Annotated in this window: 21 protein-coding genes; 8 read left to right on the top strand and 13 right to left on the bottom strand. The window is 53.9% G+C overall.

Annotated elements, in window-relative coordinates; genetic code table 11:
* Nucleotides 1–12 precede the first annotated feature (12 nt).
* Nucleotides 13–1,017 (top strand): MerR family transcriptional regulator, encoded by a 1,005-nt coding sequence (locus E6C51_RS02450; RefSeq protein WP_190234907.1) that lies wholly within the window; start codon nucleotides 13–15, stop codon nucleotides 1,015–1,017.
* A 264-nt stretch (nucleotides 1,018–1,281) separates the two neighbouring features.
* Here E6C51_RS02450 and ilvC read toward each other — a convergent pair whose 3' ends face one another.
* Both ilvC and E6C51_RS02440 read right to left on the bottom strand, forming a co-directional pair.
* Nucleotides 1,282–2,301 carry a ketol-acid reductoisomerase gene (gene ilvC / locus E6C51_RS02445; RefSeq protein WP_190234906.1) on the bottom strand — a complete coding sequence of 340 codons (1,020 nt, stop codon included), beginning with the start codon at nucleotides 2,299–2,301 and terminating at the stop codon, nucleotides 1,282–1,284.
* Between the two features lie 61 nt (nucleotides 2,302–2,362).
* Entirely contained in the window at nucleotides 2,363–2,986 is a 624-nt protein-coding gene (locus E6C51_RS02440) for a TetR/AcrR family transcriptional regulator (RefSeq protein WP_186827673.1), read from the bottom strand.
* A gap of 377 nt (nucleotides 2,987–3,363) precedes the next feature.
* Between E6C51_RS02440 and E6C51_RS02435 the strand changes: the two genes are divergently transcribed.
* Nucleotides 3,364–3,561: a hypothetical protein gene (locus tag E6C51_RS02435; protein ID WP_190234905.1), complete on the top strand. Its 198-nt coding sequence runs from the start codon at nucleotides 3,364–3,366 to the stop codon at nucleotides 3,559–3,561.
* Nucleotides 3,562–3,627: 66 nt separating this feature from the next.
* Here E6C51_RS02435 and E6C51_RS02430 read toward each other — a convergent pair whose 3' ends face one another.
* Nucleotides 3,628–4,092, bottom strand: a complete 465-nt coding sequence (locus tag E6C51_RS02430; RefSeq protein WP_186827662.1) for an Lrp/AsnC family transcriptional regulator — start codon at nucleotides 4,090–4,092, stop codon at nucleotides 3,628–3,630.
* Nucleotides 4,093–4,264: 172 nt separating this feature from the next.
* Here E6C51_RS02430 and E6C51_RS02425 point away from each other — a divergent pair, with 172 nt between their 5' ends.
* The 3 genes from E6C51_RS02425 to E6C51_RS02415 all read left to right on the top strand — a co-directional run bounded on the left by E6C51_RS02425 (nucleotide 4,265) and on the right by E6C51_RS02415 (nucleotide 6,953).
* A complete protein-coding gene (locus tag E6C51_RS02425; protein WP_190234904.1) occupies nucleotides 4,265–4,978 on the top strand; it encodes an aspartate/glutamate racemase family protein in 714 nt (237 codons plus the stop codon).
* Between the two features lie 75 nt (nucleotides 4,979–5,053).
* Nucleotides 5,054–5,674, top strand: a complete 621-nt coding sequence (locus E6C51_RS02420) for a TetR/AcrR family transcriptional regulator (RefSeq protein ID WP_146931290.1) — start codon at nucleotides 5,054–5,056, stop codon at nucleotides 5,672–5,674.
* 58 nt (nucleotides 5,675–5,732) lie between these two features.
* Nucleotides 5,733–6,953, top strand: coding sequence for an MFS transporter (locus E6C51_RS02415; RefSeq protein ID WP_190234903.1), 1,221 nt, complete (start codon nucleotides 5,733–5,735; stop codon nucleotides 6,951–6,953).
* Between the two features lie 49 nt (nucleotides 6,954–7,002).
* Here E6C51_RS02415 and E6C51_RS02410 read toward each other — a convergent pair whose 3' ends face one another.
* Nucleotides 7,003–7,413 (bottom strand): winged helix-turn-helix transcriptional regulator, encoded by a 411-nt coding sequence (locus E6C51_RS02410; protein ID WP_146930957.1) that lies wholly within the window; start codon nucleotides 7,411–7,413, stop codon nucleotides 7,003–7,005.
* A 135-nt stretch (nucleotides 7,414–7,548) separates the two neighbouring features.
* Here E6C51_RS02410 and E6C51_RS02405 point away from each other — a divergent pair, with 135 nt between their 5' ends.
* Nucleotides 7,549–8,424, top strand: a complete 876-nt coding sequence (locus E6C51_RS02405) for an SDR family oxidoreductase (protein WP_190234902.1) — start codon at nucleotides 7,549–7,551, stop codon at nucleotides 8,422–8,424.
* Nucleotides 8,425–8,433: 9 nt separating this feature from the next.
* On the opposite strand, the gene E6C51_RS02400 is transcribed toward E6C51_RS02405, so the two are convergent.
* Together E6C51_RS02400 and E6C51_RS02395 are read right to left on the bottom strand one after the other, a co-directional pair.
* Entirely contained in the window at nucleotides 8,434–9,186 is a 753-nt protein-coding gene (locus E6C51_RS02400; protein WP_190234901.1) for a pyridoxine 5'-phosphate synthase, read from the bottom strand.
* A gap of 52 nt (nucleotides 9,187–9,238) precedes the next feature.
* Complete coding sequence (locus E6C51_RS02395) at nucleotides 9,239–9,832, bottom strand: hypothetical protein (protein ID WP_190234900.1); 594 nt, start codon at nucleotides 9,830–9,832, stop codon at nucleotides 9,239–9,241.
* 122 nt (nucleotides 9,833–9,954) lie between these two features.
* Here E6C51_RS02395 and E6C51_RS02390 point away from each other — a divergent pair, with 122 nt between their 5' ends.
* Nucleotides 9,955–10,647 (top strand): MerR family transcriptional regulator, encoded by a 693-nt coding sequence (locus tag E6C51_RS02390; RefSeq protein WP_190234899.1) that lies wholly within the window; start codon nucleotides 9,955–9,957, stop codon nucleotides 10,645–10,647.
* Here E6C51_RS02390 and E6C51_RS02385 read toward each other — a convergent pair.
* The 5 genes from E6C51_RS02385 to E6C51_RS02365 are packed head-to-tail and all read right to left on the bottom strand — an operon-like array spanning nucleotide 10,644 to nucleotide 14,094.
* Nucleotides 10,644–11,774, bottom strand: coding sequence for an ATP-dependent DNA helicase (locus tag E6C51_RS02385; protein ID WP_190234898.1), 1,131 nt, complete (start codon nucleotides 11,772–11,774; stop codon nucleotides 10,644–10,646). The two genes, E6C51_RS02390 and E6C51_RS02385, sit on opposite strands and share 4 nt — an antisense overlap.
* Nucleotides 11,775–11,833: 59 nt before the next feature.
* Nucleotides 11,834–12,211: a nitrile hydratase accessory protein gene (locus E6C51_RS02380; protein WP_190234897.1), complete on the bottom strand. Its 378-nt coding sequence runs from the start codon at nucleotides 12,209–12,211 to the stop codon at nucleotides 11,834–11,836.
* On the bottom strand, nucleotides 12,198–12,857 hold the full coding sequence (nthB, locus tag E6C51_RS02375; protein WP_190234896.1) for a nitrile hydratase subunit beta: 660 nt from the start codon (nucleotides 12,855–12,857) through the stop codon (nucleotides 12,198–12,200). The genes E6C51_RS02380 and nthB overlap by 14 nt, the downstream gene beginning before the upstream one ends.
* Nucleotides 12,854–13,486 (bottom strand): nitrile hydratase subunit alpha, encoded by a 633-nt coding sequence (nthA, locus tag E6C51_RS02370; RefSeq protein WP_230987022.1) that lies wholly within the window; start codon nucleotides 13,484–13,486, stop codon nucleotides 12,854–12,856. Before nthA ends, nthB begins: the two co-directional genes overlap by 4 nt.
* A gap of 14 nt (nucleotides 13,487–13,500) precedes the next feature.
* A complete protein-coding gene (locus E6C51_RS02365; protein ID WP_190234895.1) occupies nucleotides 13,501–14,094 on the bottom strand; it encodes a LysE family translocator in 594 nt (197 codons plus the stop codon).
* A gap of 170 nt (nucleotides 14,095–14,264) precedes the next feature.
* On the opposite strand from E6C51_RS02365, the gene E6C51_RS02360 reads away from it, so the two are divergent.
* Nucleotides 14,265–15,110, top strand: coding sequence for an aldo/keto reductase (locus tag E6C51_RS02360; RefSeq protein ID WP_190234894.1), 846 nt, complete (start codon nucleotides 14,265–14,267; stop codon nucleotides 15,108–15,110).
* A gap of 22 nt (nucleotides 15,111–15,132) precedes the next feature.
* Here the strand turns inward: E6C51_RS02360 and E6C51_RS02355 are convergent, their stop codons facing one another.
* The gene (locus E6C51_RS02355) at nucleotides 15,133–15,525 is read right to left on the bottom strand and encodes a hypothetical protein (protein WP_190234893.1); all 393 of its coding nucleotides are present in this window, start codon (nucleotides 15,523–15,525) and stop codon (nucleotides 15,133–15,135) included.
* A gap of 370 nt (nucleotides 15,526–15,895) precedes the next feature.
* Nucleotides 15,896–16,168 carry a hypothetical protein gene (locus E6C51_RS02350; protein WP_146930987.1) on the bottom strand — a complete coding sequence of 91 codons (273 nt, stop codon included), beginning with the start codon at nucleotides 16,166–16,168 and terminating at the stop codon, nucleotides 15,896–15,898.
* Between the last annotated feature and the right edge of the window lie 27 nt (nucleotides 16,169–16,195).

Here is a 16,195-nt window from a genome sequence, read left to right as displayed (position 1 = left end):
TCTACATCGGGATTGATACGGAAATTTAAGGGAACAGGAATATACAAGAAAACACAATTCCTCCCGATAGGTTCGTTCTGTATATCGACGAGATCAGACATGCTTGATGACCGGAACCAAGAACAAAAGGATTCGTTCAGTCTGCGGGAAGTCATGGAGGTGACTGGCATCTCGAAGCTGGTTCTGCACGCATGGGAGCGACGCTACGGTGCGGTTTTACCGCAACAGAGCGAAACAGGCCGAAGAACATACAATCGTGAACATCTCACCAAGCTTTGCCTGATGAAATCCTGCGTGGATCTTGGGTATCGGGTCGGCAAAATTGCCTCTTTATCCATACAGGATCTACAGGCGATTGTGAGCGCGCGGAAAACGCTGGATGGTCTAAGCCCGATATTTGCCGCATTGGCTACGCTTGATAGTCGCGAGCTTGAGCGCCTGCTCAGCAGCCGCTATTTCGCGCTGGGACCGATTGACTTTTCGAAGGATGTGGTGATTCCACTGATGCATGAGGTGGGGCAGCGCTGGGCCAGCGGTGACCTTAGCGTGGCAGCAGAACATATGGTATCCGCTATCATTCGCTCCCTGCTGGGCAATGGCATGAAAATGCTGGCACCGGGCAACACTCCCCTCCACATCATTTTCACCACGCCAGAGGGTGAATTACATGAACTCGGTACGCTCATTGCCGCCCTATTGGCACAGGGCCACGGCTTACAAAGCCATTACCTTGGCGCACAACTGCCCGCAAAAGACATTGCCATAGCAGCACAAAACATTGGCGCGTCTATTGTTTGCCTCGGCTCGCAAAATGCCCGCTCCCACAAGGGACTACGCGAAATCAACAAAATCCGGCAGGCATTGCCGGAACATGTTGAACTATGGCTGGGCGGCCGCGGCTTTTCTGACGCCGATTGTGTGGCCGGAACGCGCTACCTGAAAACCATGGCGGATTTCGAGGCGGCGGTTGCCTGCACATTAGAGGGCAAGCAGCCCACAGCAAATAGCCAAGCATAAAGCTTATCAGCGCCGCAAAGCGGCAAACGCCATCGAAAGTGGATAACAAGAAAGAACGACCTGATACAAAAATGGCAGCGAAGACGATCTCCGCTGCCATTTTTGACTGTCTTATTCCGGTTCTAACAACGCGTGGCGGCGCAAGAACCCTTCAAGTCAAGATTAATTGCGGGCCTTGTCAACCAGCTCGTTCTTGGCGATCCCCCGCGATGCCATAGGCACGCAAACAGGAAAACTTGGAGCGCCAAGAACCTTCTGTCTGGATTAGTTGCGGGTCTTGTCGACCAGCTGGTTCTTGGCGATCCAAGGCATCATGCCGCGCAGCTTTGCACCAACTTCTTCGATCTGGTGGCTGTCGTTCATGCGGCGAATGCCCTTGAAGCGGGCGGCACCGGCCTTGTATTCCTGCATCCAGTCCGAGGTGAACTTGCCGGTCTGAATGTCGTGCAGAACGCGCTTCATTTCAGCCTTGGTTTCAGCGGTGATGATGCGTGGACCGGTAACGTATTCGCCCCACTCAGCGGTGTTGGAGATCGAGTAGTTCATGTTGGCGATACCGCCTTCATAGATCAGGTCCACGATCAGCTTCACTTCGTGCAAGCATTCGAAATAGGCCATTTCAGGCGCATAGCCGCCTTCAACCAGCGTTTCAAAGCCAGCGCGGATCAGCTCGACCAGACCGCCGCACAGAACAACCTGCTCGCCGAACAGGTCGGTTTCGCACTCTTCCTTGAAGGTGGTTTCGATAATGCCCGAACGGCCGCCGCCAACGCCACAAGCGTAGGACAGAGCCAGTTCAAGCGCATTGCCGGAACCGTTCTGGTGAATAGCAACGAGGCAAGGTACGCCGCCGCCCTTCTGGTATTCGCCACGCACGGTATGGCCAGGGCCCTTTGGCGCAATCATCACAACGTCAACGGTGCTCTTTGGCTCAATCAGGCCAAAATGAACGTTCAGACCGTGAGCGAATGCAATTGCTGCGCCATCGCGGATGTTGCCAGCGATATCAGCGTTGTAGATGTCGGCCTGCAATTCGTCAGGGGTTGCCATCATCATCAGGTCAGCCCAGGCAGCAGCTTCAGCAACGGTCATGACCTTGAAGCCATCAGCTTCAGCCTTGGCAATGGTCTTGGAGCCAGACTTGAGGGCAATAACCAGATTCTGAGCGCCGGAATCCTTGAGGTTCAGCGCGTGGGCGCGGCCTTGAGAACCGTAGCCAATGATGGCAACTTTCTTGGCCTTGATGAGGTTCAAATCGGCATCACGATCATAATAGACGCGCATTGTATAATCCTTCCCTATGCTCTGTCAGGTGTTAGAACGGTTTTCTTCGCACCAGCGATGCTTACGCTGGCGATGTCTTATCGGTGCCATGCAGCACAAGAAAGGCTGTGATGGCCTTGCGTGCACGGGTGTCGAATGTTTTTGGCTCAGGCTTTTCGCCCAGCAAAAGGCGAACGTGCAAATCGGAAACGATCAGCCCGTATAAGGTGTGGTAGGCTTCGTCGCCGTCATCGAAGCGCAGAAGGCCGTCACGCCGACCAGAATCGAGCAAAGCCCGCGCGCGCCGGTCAATCTGGCGGCGACCGCGCAAAAGCAGCATCTCGCCAAGCTTGGAGCCATCACGGCTGGTTTGGCCAATGGCAAGCCGATTGAGCGCCAGCGAAATATCGCCGGACAAGACATCCAGCAAATCGCGGGCAAAAAGCTCAAGATGTTCGATCAGGGTTTGGGGAGAAAGGCGCTCGCCGGAGCGCTCAAAGGTGCGCACCTTGCTGGCCTGATAGGAAATCATCGCCGACAACAAGCCGTCGCGATCACCAAACCATTTATAGAGGCTTTCCTTGGAGCAATTGGCAGCGCGGGCAAGCCCCGCCGTTGTCAGGGCTTTATCGCCTCCGTCCACCAAAAGCCGCAGAGCTTCTGCCAGAACGGCGCTCTGGCGCGGGGAAAACTCCGCTGCTGGCATGGTATCGACTGACACGAGAACACTCCTCCAAAAAAGGTACCGTACGGTACGGTTCCTATTAAGATGATTAAATGAGGACGTCAAGCGGCTTTTGTCATGCTCATGATTTTATCAAACCTGCCCAGCTGTCAAAAAGACGTGAGATTGCCGCAAGGGCAGGCCTCCAGCCAACAAAACCAAACAAAAAAAACGAAAATGGTCAGTGTTTTCAATTTTTTAAACTCGTCTTTTTTTGACAAGTCGCAAAAACGCAATGCTGCGATGCAGCGGAATGAAACGAACCGCGCTTGAATTCTCGAAATGAAAAGCCCAATTTAAATTCATCGAACCGAATGGTTTGATTAAAAAACATACATATTAAACATATGGAGTTTATCATGAAAACGCTTCTGATCTCCGCCGTGATCGCAACTCTTGCCGGTGCATCGGCCTCTTATGCCGCCCCTGTGCAGGATAAGCACACCCCGCCGCAGGCAACCGTGACCCAAACCACCTCCACAACCGATAAAACAGCTCAGAACAACAGCGACCAGATGTATCCTCATGAGCATCATCGCAATGAATTCACCGGCTGATCCCATGGCTCAACCATCCCCCGATCCGGAACGCTCCTTTCAGGCGTTCCGGGCTGGGCCGAGCCCCTAAACCGCATAATCAACAGGCACAGCACTGCCGCTCTTCATGGTTTCCATGGAAATAGAGGCGGACACATCAAAAAGCTCAATTCGGCGCACAAGTCGGCGATAGACGACATCATAATGCTCCACCCGTGGCAGCACGATTTTCAAGATATAGTCGTGATGCCCCGTCAGGCGGTGCGCCTCAACAATCTCGGCAATATCACCAATAGCGCGGCGAAATTCCTCCGTCCATTCATCGGTGTGATGCGCGGTCTTGACCAAGGCGTAGACCGTCGTGGGTACGCCGACTTTCTCACGATTCAGCACAGCAATGCGCCGCTCGATATAGCCTCCCTCTTCCAATCGCTGAATGCGCCGCGAACAGGCCGAGATGGAGAGAGAAACCTGATCCGCAAGGTCACTTACGGCAATGGCAGCGTCACGTTGTAGCACATCCAATATTTTCCGGTCTCTATCGTCCAGCACGCTTAAACCTCCTGCCATTCAAAACCACTGCGCAAATCTGGCGCGCCTTGATGGATTATAGCGCATTTTATTTGCATCGCACGGGGGATTTTTTCCAAACTTTGCAAACCGCATTCACCCGAATGGCTGCATGATAATCGCATCTTCAAAATGCAGCACAGGAATTTGAGCAATGCGGATGATTGGCCTGATTGGTGGGATGAGTTTCGAAAGTTCAGCAGTCTATTATCGGCTGATCAACGAAGCGGTGCGGGCGGAACTTGGCGGCCTTGCCTCTGCTGAAATTGTCATGCGCTCTGTCAATTTTGCCGAAATCGTCAGCTTTCAAAAAGCAGGCCGCTGGGATCTGGCCGAAAAAGCGCTGGGCGATGCCGCAGCCGCACTGGAGCGCGCCGGAGCCGAATGCGTGCTGATCTGCACCAATACCATGCACCTGATTGCGGATGCGGTCGCCGCTCGTGTGAATGTGCCGCTGATCCATATTGTTGATGAAACAGCCGCTGCCATCAAAGCCGCAGGCTTCAAGCGTCCGCTGCTTTTGGCCACGCGCTATACCATGGAGCACGGCTTTTACACTGATCGCATGACCAGCCTTGGCTTGCAGCCCATGGTGCCAGCCGCCGATGATCGCCAAACCGTGCATAACGTTATTTTTGACGAGCTTTGCTGCGGCAGCGTTAAAGACCAATCCCGCGAGGCCTATCTGGCCATTATTGACAAAGCCAAGGCAGAGGGTGCCGATTGCGTTATTCTCGGCTGCACCGAAATCTGCCTGCTGTTGAACCCTGACGACCTGGTGCTGCCCGGCTTTGATTCCACCACAATCCATTGCCAGTCTGCGGTTGATTATTCCCTTTCGCAACAGCGGCTCAAAATGTCGGCTTGAACAAAATGCCCGCCAAACACCACGGCGGGCATTTTTTTACTTGATTTGGAAATGATCGTTTCCTATTATTCAGTCATGACAGAACAACAGACAGAAAAATCGGCCCGTGCAGCCGGCCGGCCCCGTGAATTTGACATGGATGCAGCGCTTGATGCTGCATTGATCGTGTTTTCCGAGCGAGGCTATCAGGCAACCTCAATCAGCGACCTCACGGCAGCAACGGGGCTGACGGCTGGCAGCATATACAAGGCCTTTGGCGATAAGCGCGGCCTTTTCCTGCGCGCCTTTGATCGCTATTGGTCGGTGCGCAATGGGCTTATCCAGCAGCGGCTTGCCCCACTTGCCACCGGGCGAGAGAAATTGCGGGCCATTTTGGCCCATTATGCCGAAAGCTCACACGGCGCAATTGGGCGGCGCGGCTGCCTGGTGGTGGGCGGTGCCAATGATTTGTCCTTGCTGGATGCGGAAGCGGCCGCGCATGTCAGCAAGGCCTTTTCCGCCAACCATCTGCGCTTGAAAGAACAGATTGTGGCGGGACAGCGCGATGGGTCGATACGCGCCGATCTCGAAGCCAATGCAGCCGCTCGCAGCCTGCTTTGCCTGTCCATGGGTATGCGGGTGGTGGGCAAAACCGGCCAAACCACGGAATCCGACATGCAAGACGTGGCTGATATGGCCATGAAACTTCTGGACTAGAGACTGTTTTCTCGCCTGTCTCCCTCGGGACGAGCCAACCTTTGAAAAGTGAAATCCAATGACTCTTTCACGAACCCTGCTCACGCATGGCGCGGATAAAGCGCTGTCGCCATTGCTAACCTTTATCTTCGCGCTGGCCTGCGGGCTGGTGGCTGCCAATCTCTATTATGGTCAACCGCTTGCGGGTCTGATCAGCGCCGACCTTGGCTTTTCACCGCAGGCAACCGGCTTGATTGTCACGCTCTGTCAGCTCGGCTATTGCCTTGGTCTCATTCTGCTGGTGCCGCTGGGTGATCTGGTCGAAAACCGCAAGCTCATTCTTGTGCTTCTGGCCTTGGCAGCCTTTGCCCTGCTGGCCGCTGCCCTCTCTTCCAACCCCGGTCTGTTTCTGCTGGCCTGTTTTGCCATTGGGCTGGCCTCAACAGCGGCGCAGGTGCTGGTGCCCTTCGCCGCCAGCATGGCCCCGGATGCCTATCGTGGCCGGGTGGTTGGCAATGTAATGAGCGGATTGCTCACCGGCATCATGCTGGCAAGACCCGTAGCCAGTGTTATTGCCGAAGCTTCATCCTGGCATATTGTTTACATTGTCTCAGCCATTGCCATGATTGCGCTTCTGGCGGTACTTCGTGTGTCTTTGCCCCAGCGCAAACCTCATGGCCAGATCAGCTATGGCGCACTTTTGTCCTCCATGCTGCATCTGGCAACCACAAACCGCATTTTGCAGCGCCGGGCGCTGTATCAAGCTGGCATGTTTGGCGCGTTCAGCCTGTTTTGGACCACAACGCCGCTTTTGCTCTCAAGCCCTCACTTTGGTCTTAGCCAAAATGGCATTGCGCTTTTTGCGCTGGCCGGTGCCGCCGGTGCCATTGCCTCGCCCATTGCCGGGCGCATGGCCGACAAGGGCTTGACGCGCGCCGTGTCTATCGCTGCCATGATCATGGGAATGGCTGCCTTTTTACTGGGCCGAACCAGCATTGAACTGAACCCGGCACTTGGGTTGGCCTTGCTGACGCTCTCGGCCATCATTCTGGATTTCGGGGTGCAGGCCAATCTGGTCAGTGGCCAGCGTATTATCTACTCCATGAGCCCTGAACACAGAAGCCGCCTCAATGGCATCTACATGGCCACCTTTTTCCTCGGCGGAGCCATTGGCTCGGCGGCAGGCGGATGGGCCTATGCAACAGGCGGATGGGAGCGCGCAAGCTGGCTTGGCTTTGTATTTCCAACCGCTGCCCTTCTGTTGATTTTGACGGAGAAAAACTCCGGACAACAGAAATAACCACTTCTATCACGACAGGTGGGGCCTATGCCCCGCCTGCACTTTTTTATCACACGTTTTCAGCATCAAACTTTCGGCGCGCATCGACCACCTTTGGATGGTTTTCAAGCGCAAAATCAATCAATTGCTTTAGAGAAAACACCAGCGATTGCCCAAGCTCCGTGAGGCTATATTCCACACTCGGCGGCTTGGTGGGAAAGACCTCCCGATTGACGTAGCCATCGCGTTGCAAATCTCGCAATGTCTGGGTCAACATGCGTTGAGAAATATCGGAAATCGAGCGCCGAAGCTCACCAAAGCGATAGGGCTTTTGCGCCAATTCAGCCAGCACCAGTGTCGACCATTTGTCGCCGACGTGGGAAATCACCGAGCGAACCGGGCAGGCATCCTCAATATCCTTTGCAGAAAGAGGCTTTGCGCCTCCATTTATCGCAGTGTCCGGCTTAACCTCTTGCAGCATGGTGGTTCCCTTTTGGTAACGAGCAGCACAAAAACTGCCTTCTTTACAAATGACTTTGAATGCTCATTTTAGCCTTAGTCTCAAATTGAGAGCAATATATTTATCAGACTCCCCATCGACGAAGTGGAAAAGAGCATGTCAAAAATTTTAATCAGCGGCGCTTCGGGCAATCTTGGCGGGCTTGTCATCAAGCATCTTCTGGAAAGCCAGGGCATTGCTGCACAAGACATCATTGCCGCAAGTCGCGATACCTCCAAACTGGCAGCCTTTGCCGCCAAAGGTGTTGAGCTGCGCACGGTCGATTTTGCAAACCCCGCAACACTTGCAAGCGCCTTTCAGGGTGTGGACCGGCTTTTGTTGATTTCCAGTGATGCCATTGGCGCGCGCATTGAGCAGCACAAGGCAGCCATTGATGCGGCCAAACAAGCTTCCGTTGGGCGCATTTTCTACACATCCATGCTTAATGCCGACACATCGAAAGTCTTGTTTGCGCCGGAACATGCAGCCACCGAAGCCAATATCAAAGCATCCTGCCTTGCATACACCATTTTCCGCAATGGCTGGTACATGGAAAACCTGTTCATGGCTGTGCCGCCAGCGGTGGGCAATGGTCAATGGTACACATCGGCAGGAGACGGCAAAACCGCCTATATTGCCCGAGAAGACATTGCCCGCGCCATTGCCGCTGGCCTTGCCAATCCGGTGGCCGACAACGTAACCTACAGCCTGAACGGCGATGCCAGCTATACCAACGGCGAGATTGCCGCGCTGGTGTCAGAGGTGATTGACAAGCCGATTGAGGTGATCAACCTCACCGATGAGCAATTGCTCAACGGCTTGTTGGCCGTGGGCATTGCCGCAGACGTGGCTCCTTTGCTGGTATCGTTTGATACCGGCACCCGTGCAGGCGATCTCGACATCGCATCAAACGACGCCGCCACCCTGGCCAACATACCTTTGGTGTCACTCAAGGCATTTTTGACAGACAACGCTGCCAAATTGGTGGGTTGACCCCTCCGTTTAAACGGACTCTCCGCAGGCATGGCGAAAACGTCGCACGGTTTCCGCCATGCCAAATTCCAATGCATCTGCCGTCAAACCATGGCCAATGGATACCTCAGCCAGATAGGGAATGCGGCCCACAAGGGCAGGCAGATTGGCAACGGTCAGATCATGCCCACCATTGACCCCAAGGCCCAGCGCTTGGGCGGCATCTGCGGTTTTGCCCAAAAGGTCCAGTTCCACGTCACGCCGCTCAGGCGCATCGTAACATCCGCCGTAAGGGCCGGTGTAAAGTTCGATACGGTCGGCACCGGTGGCTTTTGCAGCCAGCACGGCCTCTTCCTTGCCGTCCCCATCGGCAAACAGCGAAACACGCATGCCCTTGGCCTTCAGGCGGCCCACAACCCTTTTCAAAAGCTCCTGATGGCTTACAAAATCCCAGCCATGGTCCGAGGTTGCCTGCGAAGGATGATCGGGCACCAATGTCACCTGCTCCGGCGCAGCATCTTCGCAAAGCGCCATAAACTCCTCGGTCGGATAGCCTTCAATATTAAACTCTGCCTTGGGAAACTCATCGTCAATCAACGCCCGAAGCGTTGGCAGATCAGAAAAGCGAATGTGACGCTGATCCGGCCGTGGATGCACGGTCAGACCATAGGCACCGGCCTTCAACGCCAAGCGGCCAAAATGGGCCACATCTGGCCAGGGAAGATCACGCCGGTTGCGCAACATGGCGATAGCATTGAGATTGACGGAAAGCTTGGCTGCCATTGATCAAAATCCATTTAAAGCATCGGCTGAAAAGTGAGAACCGGTTTTCAGATCAATCCGATGCGGAAACAAAAAACTGAGAGCATCGGGCTGATTCAAATTTTCTGCACGATGCTCTAGATTGTCGGATCGCCACAAAGCCTTGCGGACCATCCCGTCTTTGTCTGTAAAACTTTGGCGCATCAAACGCCAATGAGATTATGTGATCAATCGATGGAAATTCGGAATTTATTGTGTTTTGGGCATCGGCTGCAAAGTGGAAACCGGCTTTCAGATCCATCCGATGCAAAAACAAAATCTGGAGCATCGGCTGGTTTCGATTTTCTGCACAGTGCTGGAACGCCTGCCGTCGTGAATCCCATGCGTTGCGACAAGCTTTAGCGCGCACACCTCTTTCTGGCACCTGCGCTTGGAGCATGGCAAGGCAGAGGTGTTTATTGAAGAATGGCACAGCTTTTGCTTGCAAAGCAATGAATAAAGAAGCACCATGAGATATATACAAAAGAGGGAAGCTTGCAGAGAATCCCCGCCTTCGATCGAAGGCTTTGAATGGAGTTGTGCAATGAAACAGTCCATTATGTTGGGGAATTGAGCCGATCTCTACCGAGAAGACAAAGTCACCATCACAAAATACAAAATGGGACACAATACGTGTATTTGTATTTTCGAATTAACAATGATAAGTGATTTTCTATAAGAAAATCATGAGTCGGAATGGTGTCAAGCGCGTTAAACCGAACGTGACATGAGGGAGGCAGAGAAAATCCTATGTGGCTTCATGCTGAACATTCAAATTCCACCACTCAAACCGATGGTGTTTCTTACGCCGCCTTGCCATTTTTGCCGCATGTACCAATGCCGGTGAATTTGCCAGCCGAGCCGATTGCCATCTCCGACATGGCGAATCTTTTTGGCGTAACGCACCGAACCCTGCATTTCTATGAGGAGAAAAAACTCCTGTCCGCCAGTCGGGTGGGGTTGATGCGGGTCTATTATCATCGCGACATCCGGTTGATGGCCTTGATCAACACCTGCCGCGAAATCGGCATGCCCATTGTTGCCATTCAGGATCTTCTGGCAGAACTCAGCGATGTCACCAGTCAAAGTGAGGCCAATACGCTGCTGCGAACGGCGCTTGAATATCGAAAGCGTGAGCTTTTCGGTGCGCAGTCCACTCTTTTCCGACAGATGCAGCAGATCAACGCCTTGATTGAAGGGGATGATGACGAGCAGATGGAGCAAGAGGCGCAACCTTCGCCCGGCGTATCTCTGTCCGATCTGGAGCATCATTGCCTGACGCTCATGGCCGAGGGCTACACCCAAATTCGCCTGGCGCGCACGCTGCAAATGACACCGGAAGCCGTGCTGGCTTTGGAAGCCGGAATCATGCGCAAAATTTCGGCGACCAACCGTTTTCAAGCCGTGGCAAAAGCCGTGCTTTTGGGACTTATAGCCTCTTAACGCACAATCGTCAGGGTTTCAGCCGCGCGGGTCACTGCCGTGTAAAGCCAGCGCTCGCGCGTATCGCGAAACGCCCAGCTCTCGTCAAACAGCACCACATTGTTCCATTGCGAACCTTGGGCCTTGTGGACGGTCAAAGCATAGCCGTAATCAAACTCGTCATAGCGCTTGCGCGTAGACCACGGAATTTCCGTCTCCACATCTTCAAAGGCCGCTTTCAACAATTTGATCTTGGCGGCACCGCGATCCATATCATCGTCTTCTGGCTTAATCAGCAGGTTCATGCCCGGCTTCACCGTTTCGCGCGATGATGTCATCACCTGCCACAGCGAGCCATTCAACAGACCTTTGACCTGATCATTGCGCAGGCACACCAGCTTGTCGCCGGATTGCGGATAATCGGCGGTAAAGCCCTTCAGCTCGCGTAGGCGCTTGTTATAGCGGCGACGGGTTTTGTTGGTGCCCACCAGAACCTGATCGCAATTGAGCACCAGATCCTGTGTTACCTCATTCTTGGAAATCACCCGCGCGGTTGAGCCGTAATCACCATGGGTGATTTCGCGGCCTTCGCGGATTTGCATGGCCAGCTGGATAATCGGGTTATCACGCGCCTGACGGTGGATGTCGGTCAGCAGATAATCCGGTTCCTGCTCGGTAAAAAAGCCACCACCCGAGACGGGCGGCAACTGTCCGGGATCGCCCAGCACGAGAATGGGCGTGCCAAAGCTCATCAAATCGCGGCCCAGTTGCTCATCGACCATCGAGCATTCATCGATGACAATCAGCGATGCCTTGGCCACCGGACTTTGGCGATTGACCGAAAACATCGGTGCGATGGAGGTCTTGCCGGTTTCCTCGTCCGACACTTCTTCTTCACCACGCGGGCGATAGATCAGCGAATGAATGGTGCGGGCCGTGGTCGCCCCCTTGGAGCGCAACACCTGCGCTGCCTTGCCGGTGAAGGCCGCAAACAGCACATCCCCATCCACGTTTTCGGCAAAATGCCGCGCAAGTGTTGTCTTGCCGGTTCCGGCATAGCCGAACAGCCGGAAAACCGGGCTCTTTCCCTCCTTCAGCCATTTGGCAACGGCCTTGAGGGCTTCATCCTGTTGAGGTGCAAATTCCATGGTGAGGACATGCGCGGATTCGCACTCCAATTGCAAGCGCAAACCGGCTTTTGCTCACCTTATGCCGCATATTCCGGGTCATTTTCCAGCAGGATTGGTTGGCCGTGGGGCGTTGCCATGGCAGCCCTTTGCCAGCCCTGTTGCAGCGCCTCCAGCCCCTTCGCATCCACAATACCCTTGCTGCACAAAACCGTGCTCAAAGCCGCAACCCATGCCTCGAAATAATCCGAGCCATCCTCTGCACGGCCGGGTTTGTGGACCTCCACTGAAAGCGCTTCTGCCCATTCTGTCCACGTAAACACGCCGCCTGCATGCAAATGCACTGTCAGCGCAAAGGCATCGGCCTGCCATGGCTCGGCAAACACCGGATCACCTTCTGCTGATTTTGGCAGGCCTTGTGATTGAACAAGCGCAGAGGGCGTTTCACACTGGCTCAAGATAGCTCTCCCATGCATCAATCGAAACACTCAAGGTGGGATCAGCGCCTTCGCCCCAGATATCCACTCCGTCAAACACCACTGTGTAAAGCCACTGCGGGTTCTCGCCGCGCCCATGAGCATTGTCATCGGCAAAAACAAAACTGCCCTGCACAGCCTCAACTACCCCGGTTTTGGCACGAGCATAACGCGGCAAGCGCGTATGCGTTGTCGGGTTAAAATTGCGCGTTCTCACCCGTTGCCCCACCGTAAAAGCCGGTGCTGATTGAACCGGGCGATCGCAGGGGCCACCTTTTGCCAGCACCTCCGCCACCCGATCGGCGCTCAATATCCGCTTAGGGATTGCCCCTTGCTGCTTATGCTGGCCCGAAAAAAGCTCCTCACGAGTGGCAAAGCCATGGCGCTCCAGCAGCATATCAATGCCCCTGATCCAGATTTCGTAATAGCTGGCCGCAAGATAATGGGCAGGCGGGATGTTTTCACGCGCGTGGCGGCTTTCATCAATATTCCACGCGCCAAACGCGCCGCAAGAAAGCGTAATGCCCAAGGCCCGCTTTTCCCACTCGGCATGAAATATCGGTTCATCCTTTTCAGGTGCGACAGGGCCGAAACCCATTTGCCCACCCAGATCATGCGGGCCGTTCATGCGGTCACCTTTGATGAACGTGCAAGGCCGGTACCTATCATGGAATCGCGCGTGACCAGATCGGCCAATTGCGCCTCATTCAGGTTTTCGGTGCCCGATGGACGCATGGGGATGACGAGATAGCGCAGCTCTGCGGTGGAATCCCACACGCGCAGCTTTGTGTGCTCAGGCAAGGTCACGCCAAACTCGGCCAAGACGCCGCGTGGGTCCATCACTGCCCGTGAGCGATAGGCCGGCGCTTTGTACCACACCGGCGGCAAGCCAAGCACCGACCACGGGTAACAGGAGCATAATGTGCAAACCACCATATTGTGGGTGTCTTCGCTGTTGAACACAGCGCGCATATGCTCGCCCTGACGCCCCGTATAACCCAGGCTGGCAATGGCCGCAGTCGCGTCTCTTTCCAGCCATTGCGCAAACTCTGCATCCACCCACGCCTTGGCGACAACCTTGGCACCATTGCGCGGCCCGACTTTGGTTTCATAGGTCTCGACAATCGCATCAATGGCCTTGGGATCAATCAGGCCCTTTTCCGTCAGCAAGGTCTCCAGCGCCTTAACGCGGGCCTGTATGTCGGAATAATGATTGTCATGATGATGTTCATGATCGTGGTGGTGATGTCCGCTCACAAGATTCCCCTTTTTTACCGCAGCATTGGCCATAAACTGAGCACGAGCAAGACCGCCATGGTGATATTGAACCATTTTAGCCGCACCGGCACCGACAGCCAATCGCGCAAGACCGAGCCAAAACCTGCCCAAGTGGACACGCAAGGCACATTGACCGCCGCAAAGGCGAGGCCGACAATCATCACCGTCAACCAGTAATTTTCGACATTTGTGTATGTCGCCATGGCCGTCACCGCCATCACCCAGGCCTTTGGATTGACCCATTGAAATGCGGCAGCCGATAGAAAGCTCATGGGCTTGTCTGTACTCTTGCCCTCACCCAATGTGCGTGAGGTGCCAATTTTCCAGGCAATATAGAGAAGATAGAGCCCGCCCGCTATTTTAAGCGCAAGATAGGCCGCAGGCAGAGCTGTCAGCAACGCTCCAAGGCCAAAGCCCACACCAACCAGCAGCGAGAAAAATCCGGCACCAATGCCGAGCATGTGCGGAAGCGTTCGCTGAAAGCCAAAATTCACCCCCGATGCAAACAGCATCATATTGTTTGGCCCCGGTGTGATCGACGTGGTGAATGCGAAAAGCACCAGCGCCCCCAATGTTTCAAATGTCACAACACTCCTCCCGCAAGTCCGATAGGTCAGTATAGCTGACCTATCGAAATATTCCAGCGCTCCACAGCCCTTTGATTGTCACGGTGACACGATATTCAGACCGCGATGCAACTTGCCAAGCTGCACTGCGTTGGTATCTTGAAGTTGCGGCAATCTCGGAGGATGCGACAATGGACGACACTCTGCCAACCGTGAGCCTTCCATCAGGCATCACCCTGCCCGCCCTTGGTTTCGGCACATGGAACATGGGCGAAGATGGCGCAAAGGCCAAAGACGAAATTGCAGCAATTGGCAAAGCGCTCGACCTTGGTATGACCGTGATTGATACCGCCGAAATGTATGGCAATGGCGGCGCTGAAAAGATCACCGGTGCGGCTTTGCAAGGCCGCCGCGATGAAGCCTTTCTGGTGTCCAAGGTTTTACCCTGGAACGCCAGTCTCAAAGGCACCATTCAGGCCTGCGAGGACAGCCTGAAGCGATTGGGCACCGACCATCTCGATCTTTACCTTCTCCACTGGCGTGGAGACCATCCGCTGGAAGAGACGGTTGCCGCTTTTGAACGCTTGAGACGGGAAGGAAAAATCCGCGAATGGGGTGTTTCCAATTTCGATGTCGAAGATATGGAAGAGCTGTTCAGCGTTGAGCATGGTCACAACTGTGCGGCCAATCAGGTGCTCTACAATCTTACCCGTCGCGGCATTGAATTTGACCTTCTGCCCTGGTGCCAGCAGCGCAATATTGCGGTTATGGCCTATTCGCCGATTGAGCAAGGCCGTCTGCTGAACAATGCAGATTTGATTCATATGGCAAAGGCCTATCAGGCCACGCCCGCGCAAGTGGCACTTGCCTTTTTGCTGGAGCGCGAAGGCGTGCTTCCCATTCCAAAATCGGCCAATGTGCATCGCGTGGAGGAAAACAGAGCGGCGGTGGAGCTGGACCTCACGGATGAGGATTTGCAGCGCCTTGATACGCTGTTTGCGCCACCGCAGCGCAAACAACCACTTGAAATGTTGTAGAGCGTCGGTTGTCCGGAGTTTGTCAGTTCCGCTTTTGCCAGATGGCACACCGCATCAACAAGCCTGAAGGTCGGCGGAAACTGTCTTGCGAAACCATCTTGTAGCCCTTGGCCGCATAATCACGGTCAATCTTGCCCACCAGGCCACCCCACGCCCATTTCCATTTGATGTGCTCCGGGTTCGAAGAATATTCAATCTTGACCATGGTGTTGCGGCGATCCATCCCGGCAACAACATCGGAGTCCTTACAGCTTATCGATGTTGGCAATGCATTGGCATGTAGATGCTCCCTGCCAAAATCCTGCAATCGATTTGCATTCAACCAACCTGTGGACTTGGCGTAAGCACTACCCGACAAAGCCAGGCAGAGAGAAACAGCCACCGTCCCCAAACGAATATAGCCAGCGTTTGTCATGCCAATCCCCCGTCATTGCGCCGCCTCCTCTTTGATGAGGGGTCTCGAGCACACAGAAACTGGAACCCTCCCTGTTTTATCCAGTCATGAAAACCGGCAATGAATATACTTTATTAAAAATGCCGATTGAGAGGTTGATAGACAGCTTATAGTCAAATAAAAAAAACGAAAATGGATGTTTGATCAAATATAAATAGTGTCATTAACAAAAAAATGTGAATTTCAATTATTAAAAATATTTTAAAAAAAGCGCGGCCTATTCATAAAAAATCCCGCATCTTTAAAATTGTGCGGGATCTTCAATACTGCGATCTATGGCGCGATATTCGCAAAGACGGGTCTGAAAAACTAAGTAAGGTCACTGACAAACTTAACCCTTGAGACACGCTCTCAAATTGGCAGTATTGCCCGGATCACCATAGGCATCGTAACAATCCGACACCCATTCTGAAGCATAGTCATCTGTCAAAGCGCTCTGCTCGTTCTCTTTTTGCAAACGAGGGCCCTTTTTCACAGTTACATCAACAAAAGGCTCCGTTTTCGTAAAAGAAGATTGGCCTTGATGCTCAACAAATCCCTTTGCCGCAAGACCAGCCGGGACCGACAAAGATGCGATAAGAATGAATACTGTTGCTGCTTTCATGGCAGGCTCCTGTGTTTCTCTGAGCCA

The sequence above is a fragment of the Gillisella terrae genome (assembly GCF_004801395.1).
GTDB lineage: Bacteria > Pseudomonadota > Alphaproteobacteria > Rhizobiales > Rhizobiaceae > Allorhizobium > Allorhizobium terrae.
This window is presented reverse-complemented; position numbering and strand designations above follow the sequence as displayed.

What these genes read in the sequence shown, in the direction of transcription:
- ilvC (WP_190234906.1), bottom strand. Translation starts at nt 2,301, where the DNA reads ATGCGCGTCTATTATGATCGTGATGCCGATTTGAACCTCATCAAGGCC.
- E6C51_RS02440 (WP_186827673.1), bottom strand. Translation starts at nt 2,986, where the DNA reads ATGCCAGCAGCGGAGTTTTCCCCGCGCCAGAGCGCCGTTCTGGCAGAA.
- E6C51_RS02435 (WP_190234905.1), top strand. Translation starts at nt 3,364, where the DNA reads ATGAAAACGCTTCTGATCTCCGCCGTGATCGCAACTCTTGCCGGTGCA.
- E6C51_RS02425 (WP_190234904.1), top strand. Translation starts at nt 4,265, where the DNA reads ATGCGGATGATTGGCCTGATTGGTGGGATGAGTTTCGAAAGTTCAGCA.
- E6C51_RS02420 (WP_146931290.1), top strand. Translation starts at nt 5,054, where the DNA reads ATGACAGAACAACAGACAGAAAAATCGGCCCGTGCAGCCGGCCGGCCC.
- E6C51_RS02415 (WP_190234903.1), top strand. Translation starts at nt 5,733, where the DNA reads ATGACTCTTTCACGAACCCTGCTCACGCATGGCGCGGATAAAGCGCTG.
- E6C51_RS02410 (WP_146930957.1), bottom strand. Translation starts at nt 7,413, where the DNA reads ATGCTGCAAGAGGTTAAGCCGGACACTGCGATAAATGGAGGCGCAAAG.
- E6C51_RS02405 (WP_190234902.1), top strand. Translation starts at nt 7,549, where the DNA reads ATGTCAAAAATTTTAATCAGCGGCGCTTCGGGCAATCTTGGCGGGCTT.
- E6C51_RS02400 (WP_190234901.1), bottom strand. Translation starts at nt 9,186, where the DNA reads ATGGCAGCCAAGCTTTCCGTCAATCTCAATGCTATCGCCATGTTGCGC.
- E6C51_RS02390 (WP_190234899.1), top strand. Translation starts at nt 9,955, where the DNA reads ATGTGGCTTCATGCTGAACATTCAAATTCCACCACTCAAACCGATGGT.
- E6C51_RS02385 (WP_190234898.1), bottom strand. Translation starts at nt 11,774, where the DNA reads ATGGAATTTGCACCTCAACAGGATGAAGCCCTCAAGGCCGTTGCCAAA.
- nthB (WP_190234896.1), bottom strand. Translation starts at nt 12,857, where the DNA reads ATGAACGGCCCGCATGATCTGGGTGGGCAAATGGGTTTCGGCCCTGTC.
- E6C51_RS02360 (WP_190234894.1), top strand. Translation starts at nt 14,265, where the DNA reads ATGGACGACACTCTGCCAACCGTGAGCCTTCCATCAGGCATCACCCTG.
- E6C51_RS02355 (WP_190234893.1), bottom strand. Translation starts at nt 15,525, where the DNA reads ATGACAAACGCTGGCTATATTCGTTTGGGGACGGTGGCTGTTTCTCTC.
- E6C51_RS02350 (WP_146930987.1), bottom strand. Translation starts at nt 16,168, where the DNA reads ATGAAAGCAGCAACAGTATTCATTCTTATCGCATCTTTGTCGGTCCCG.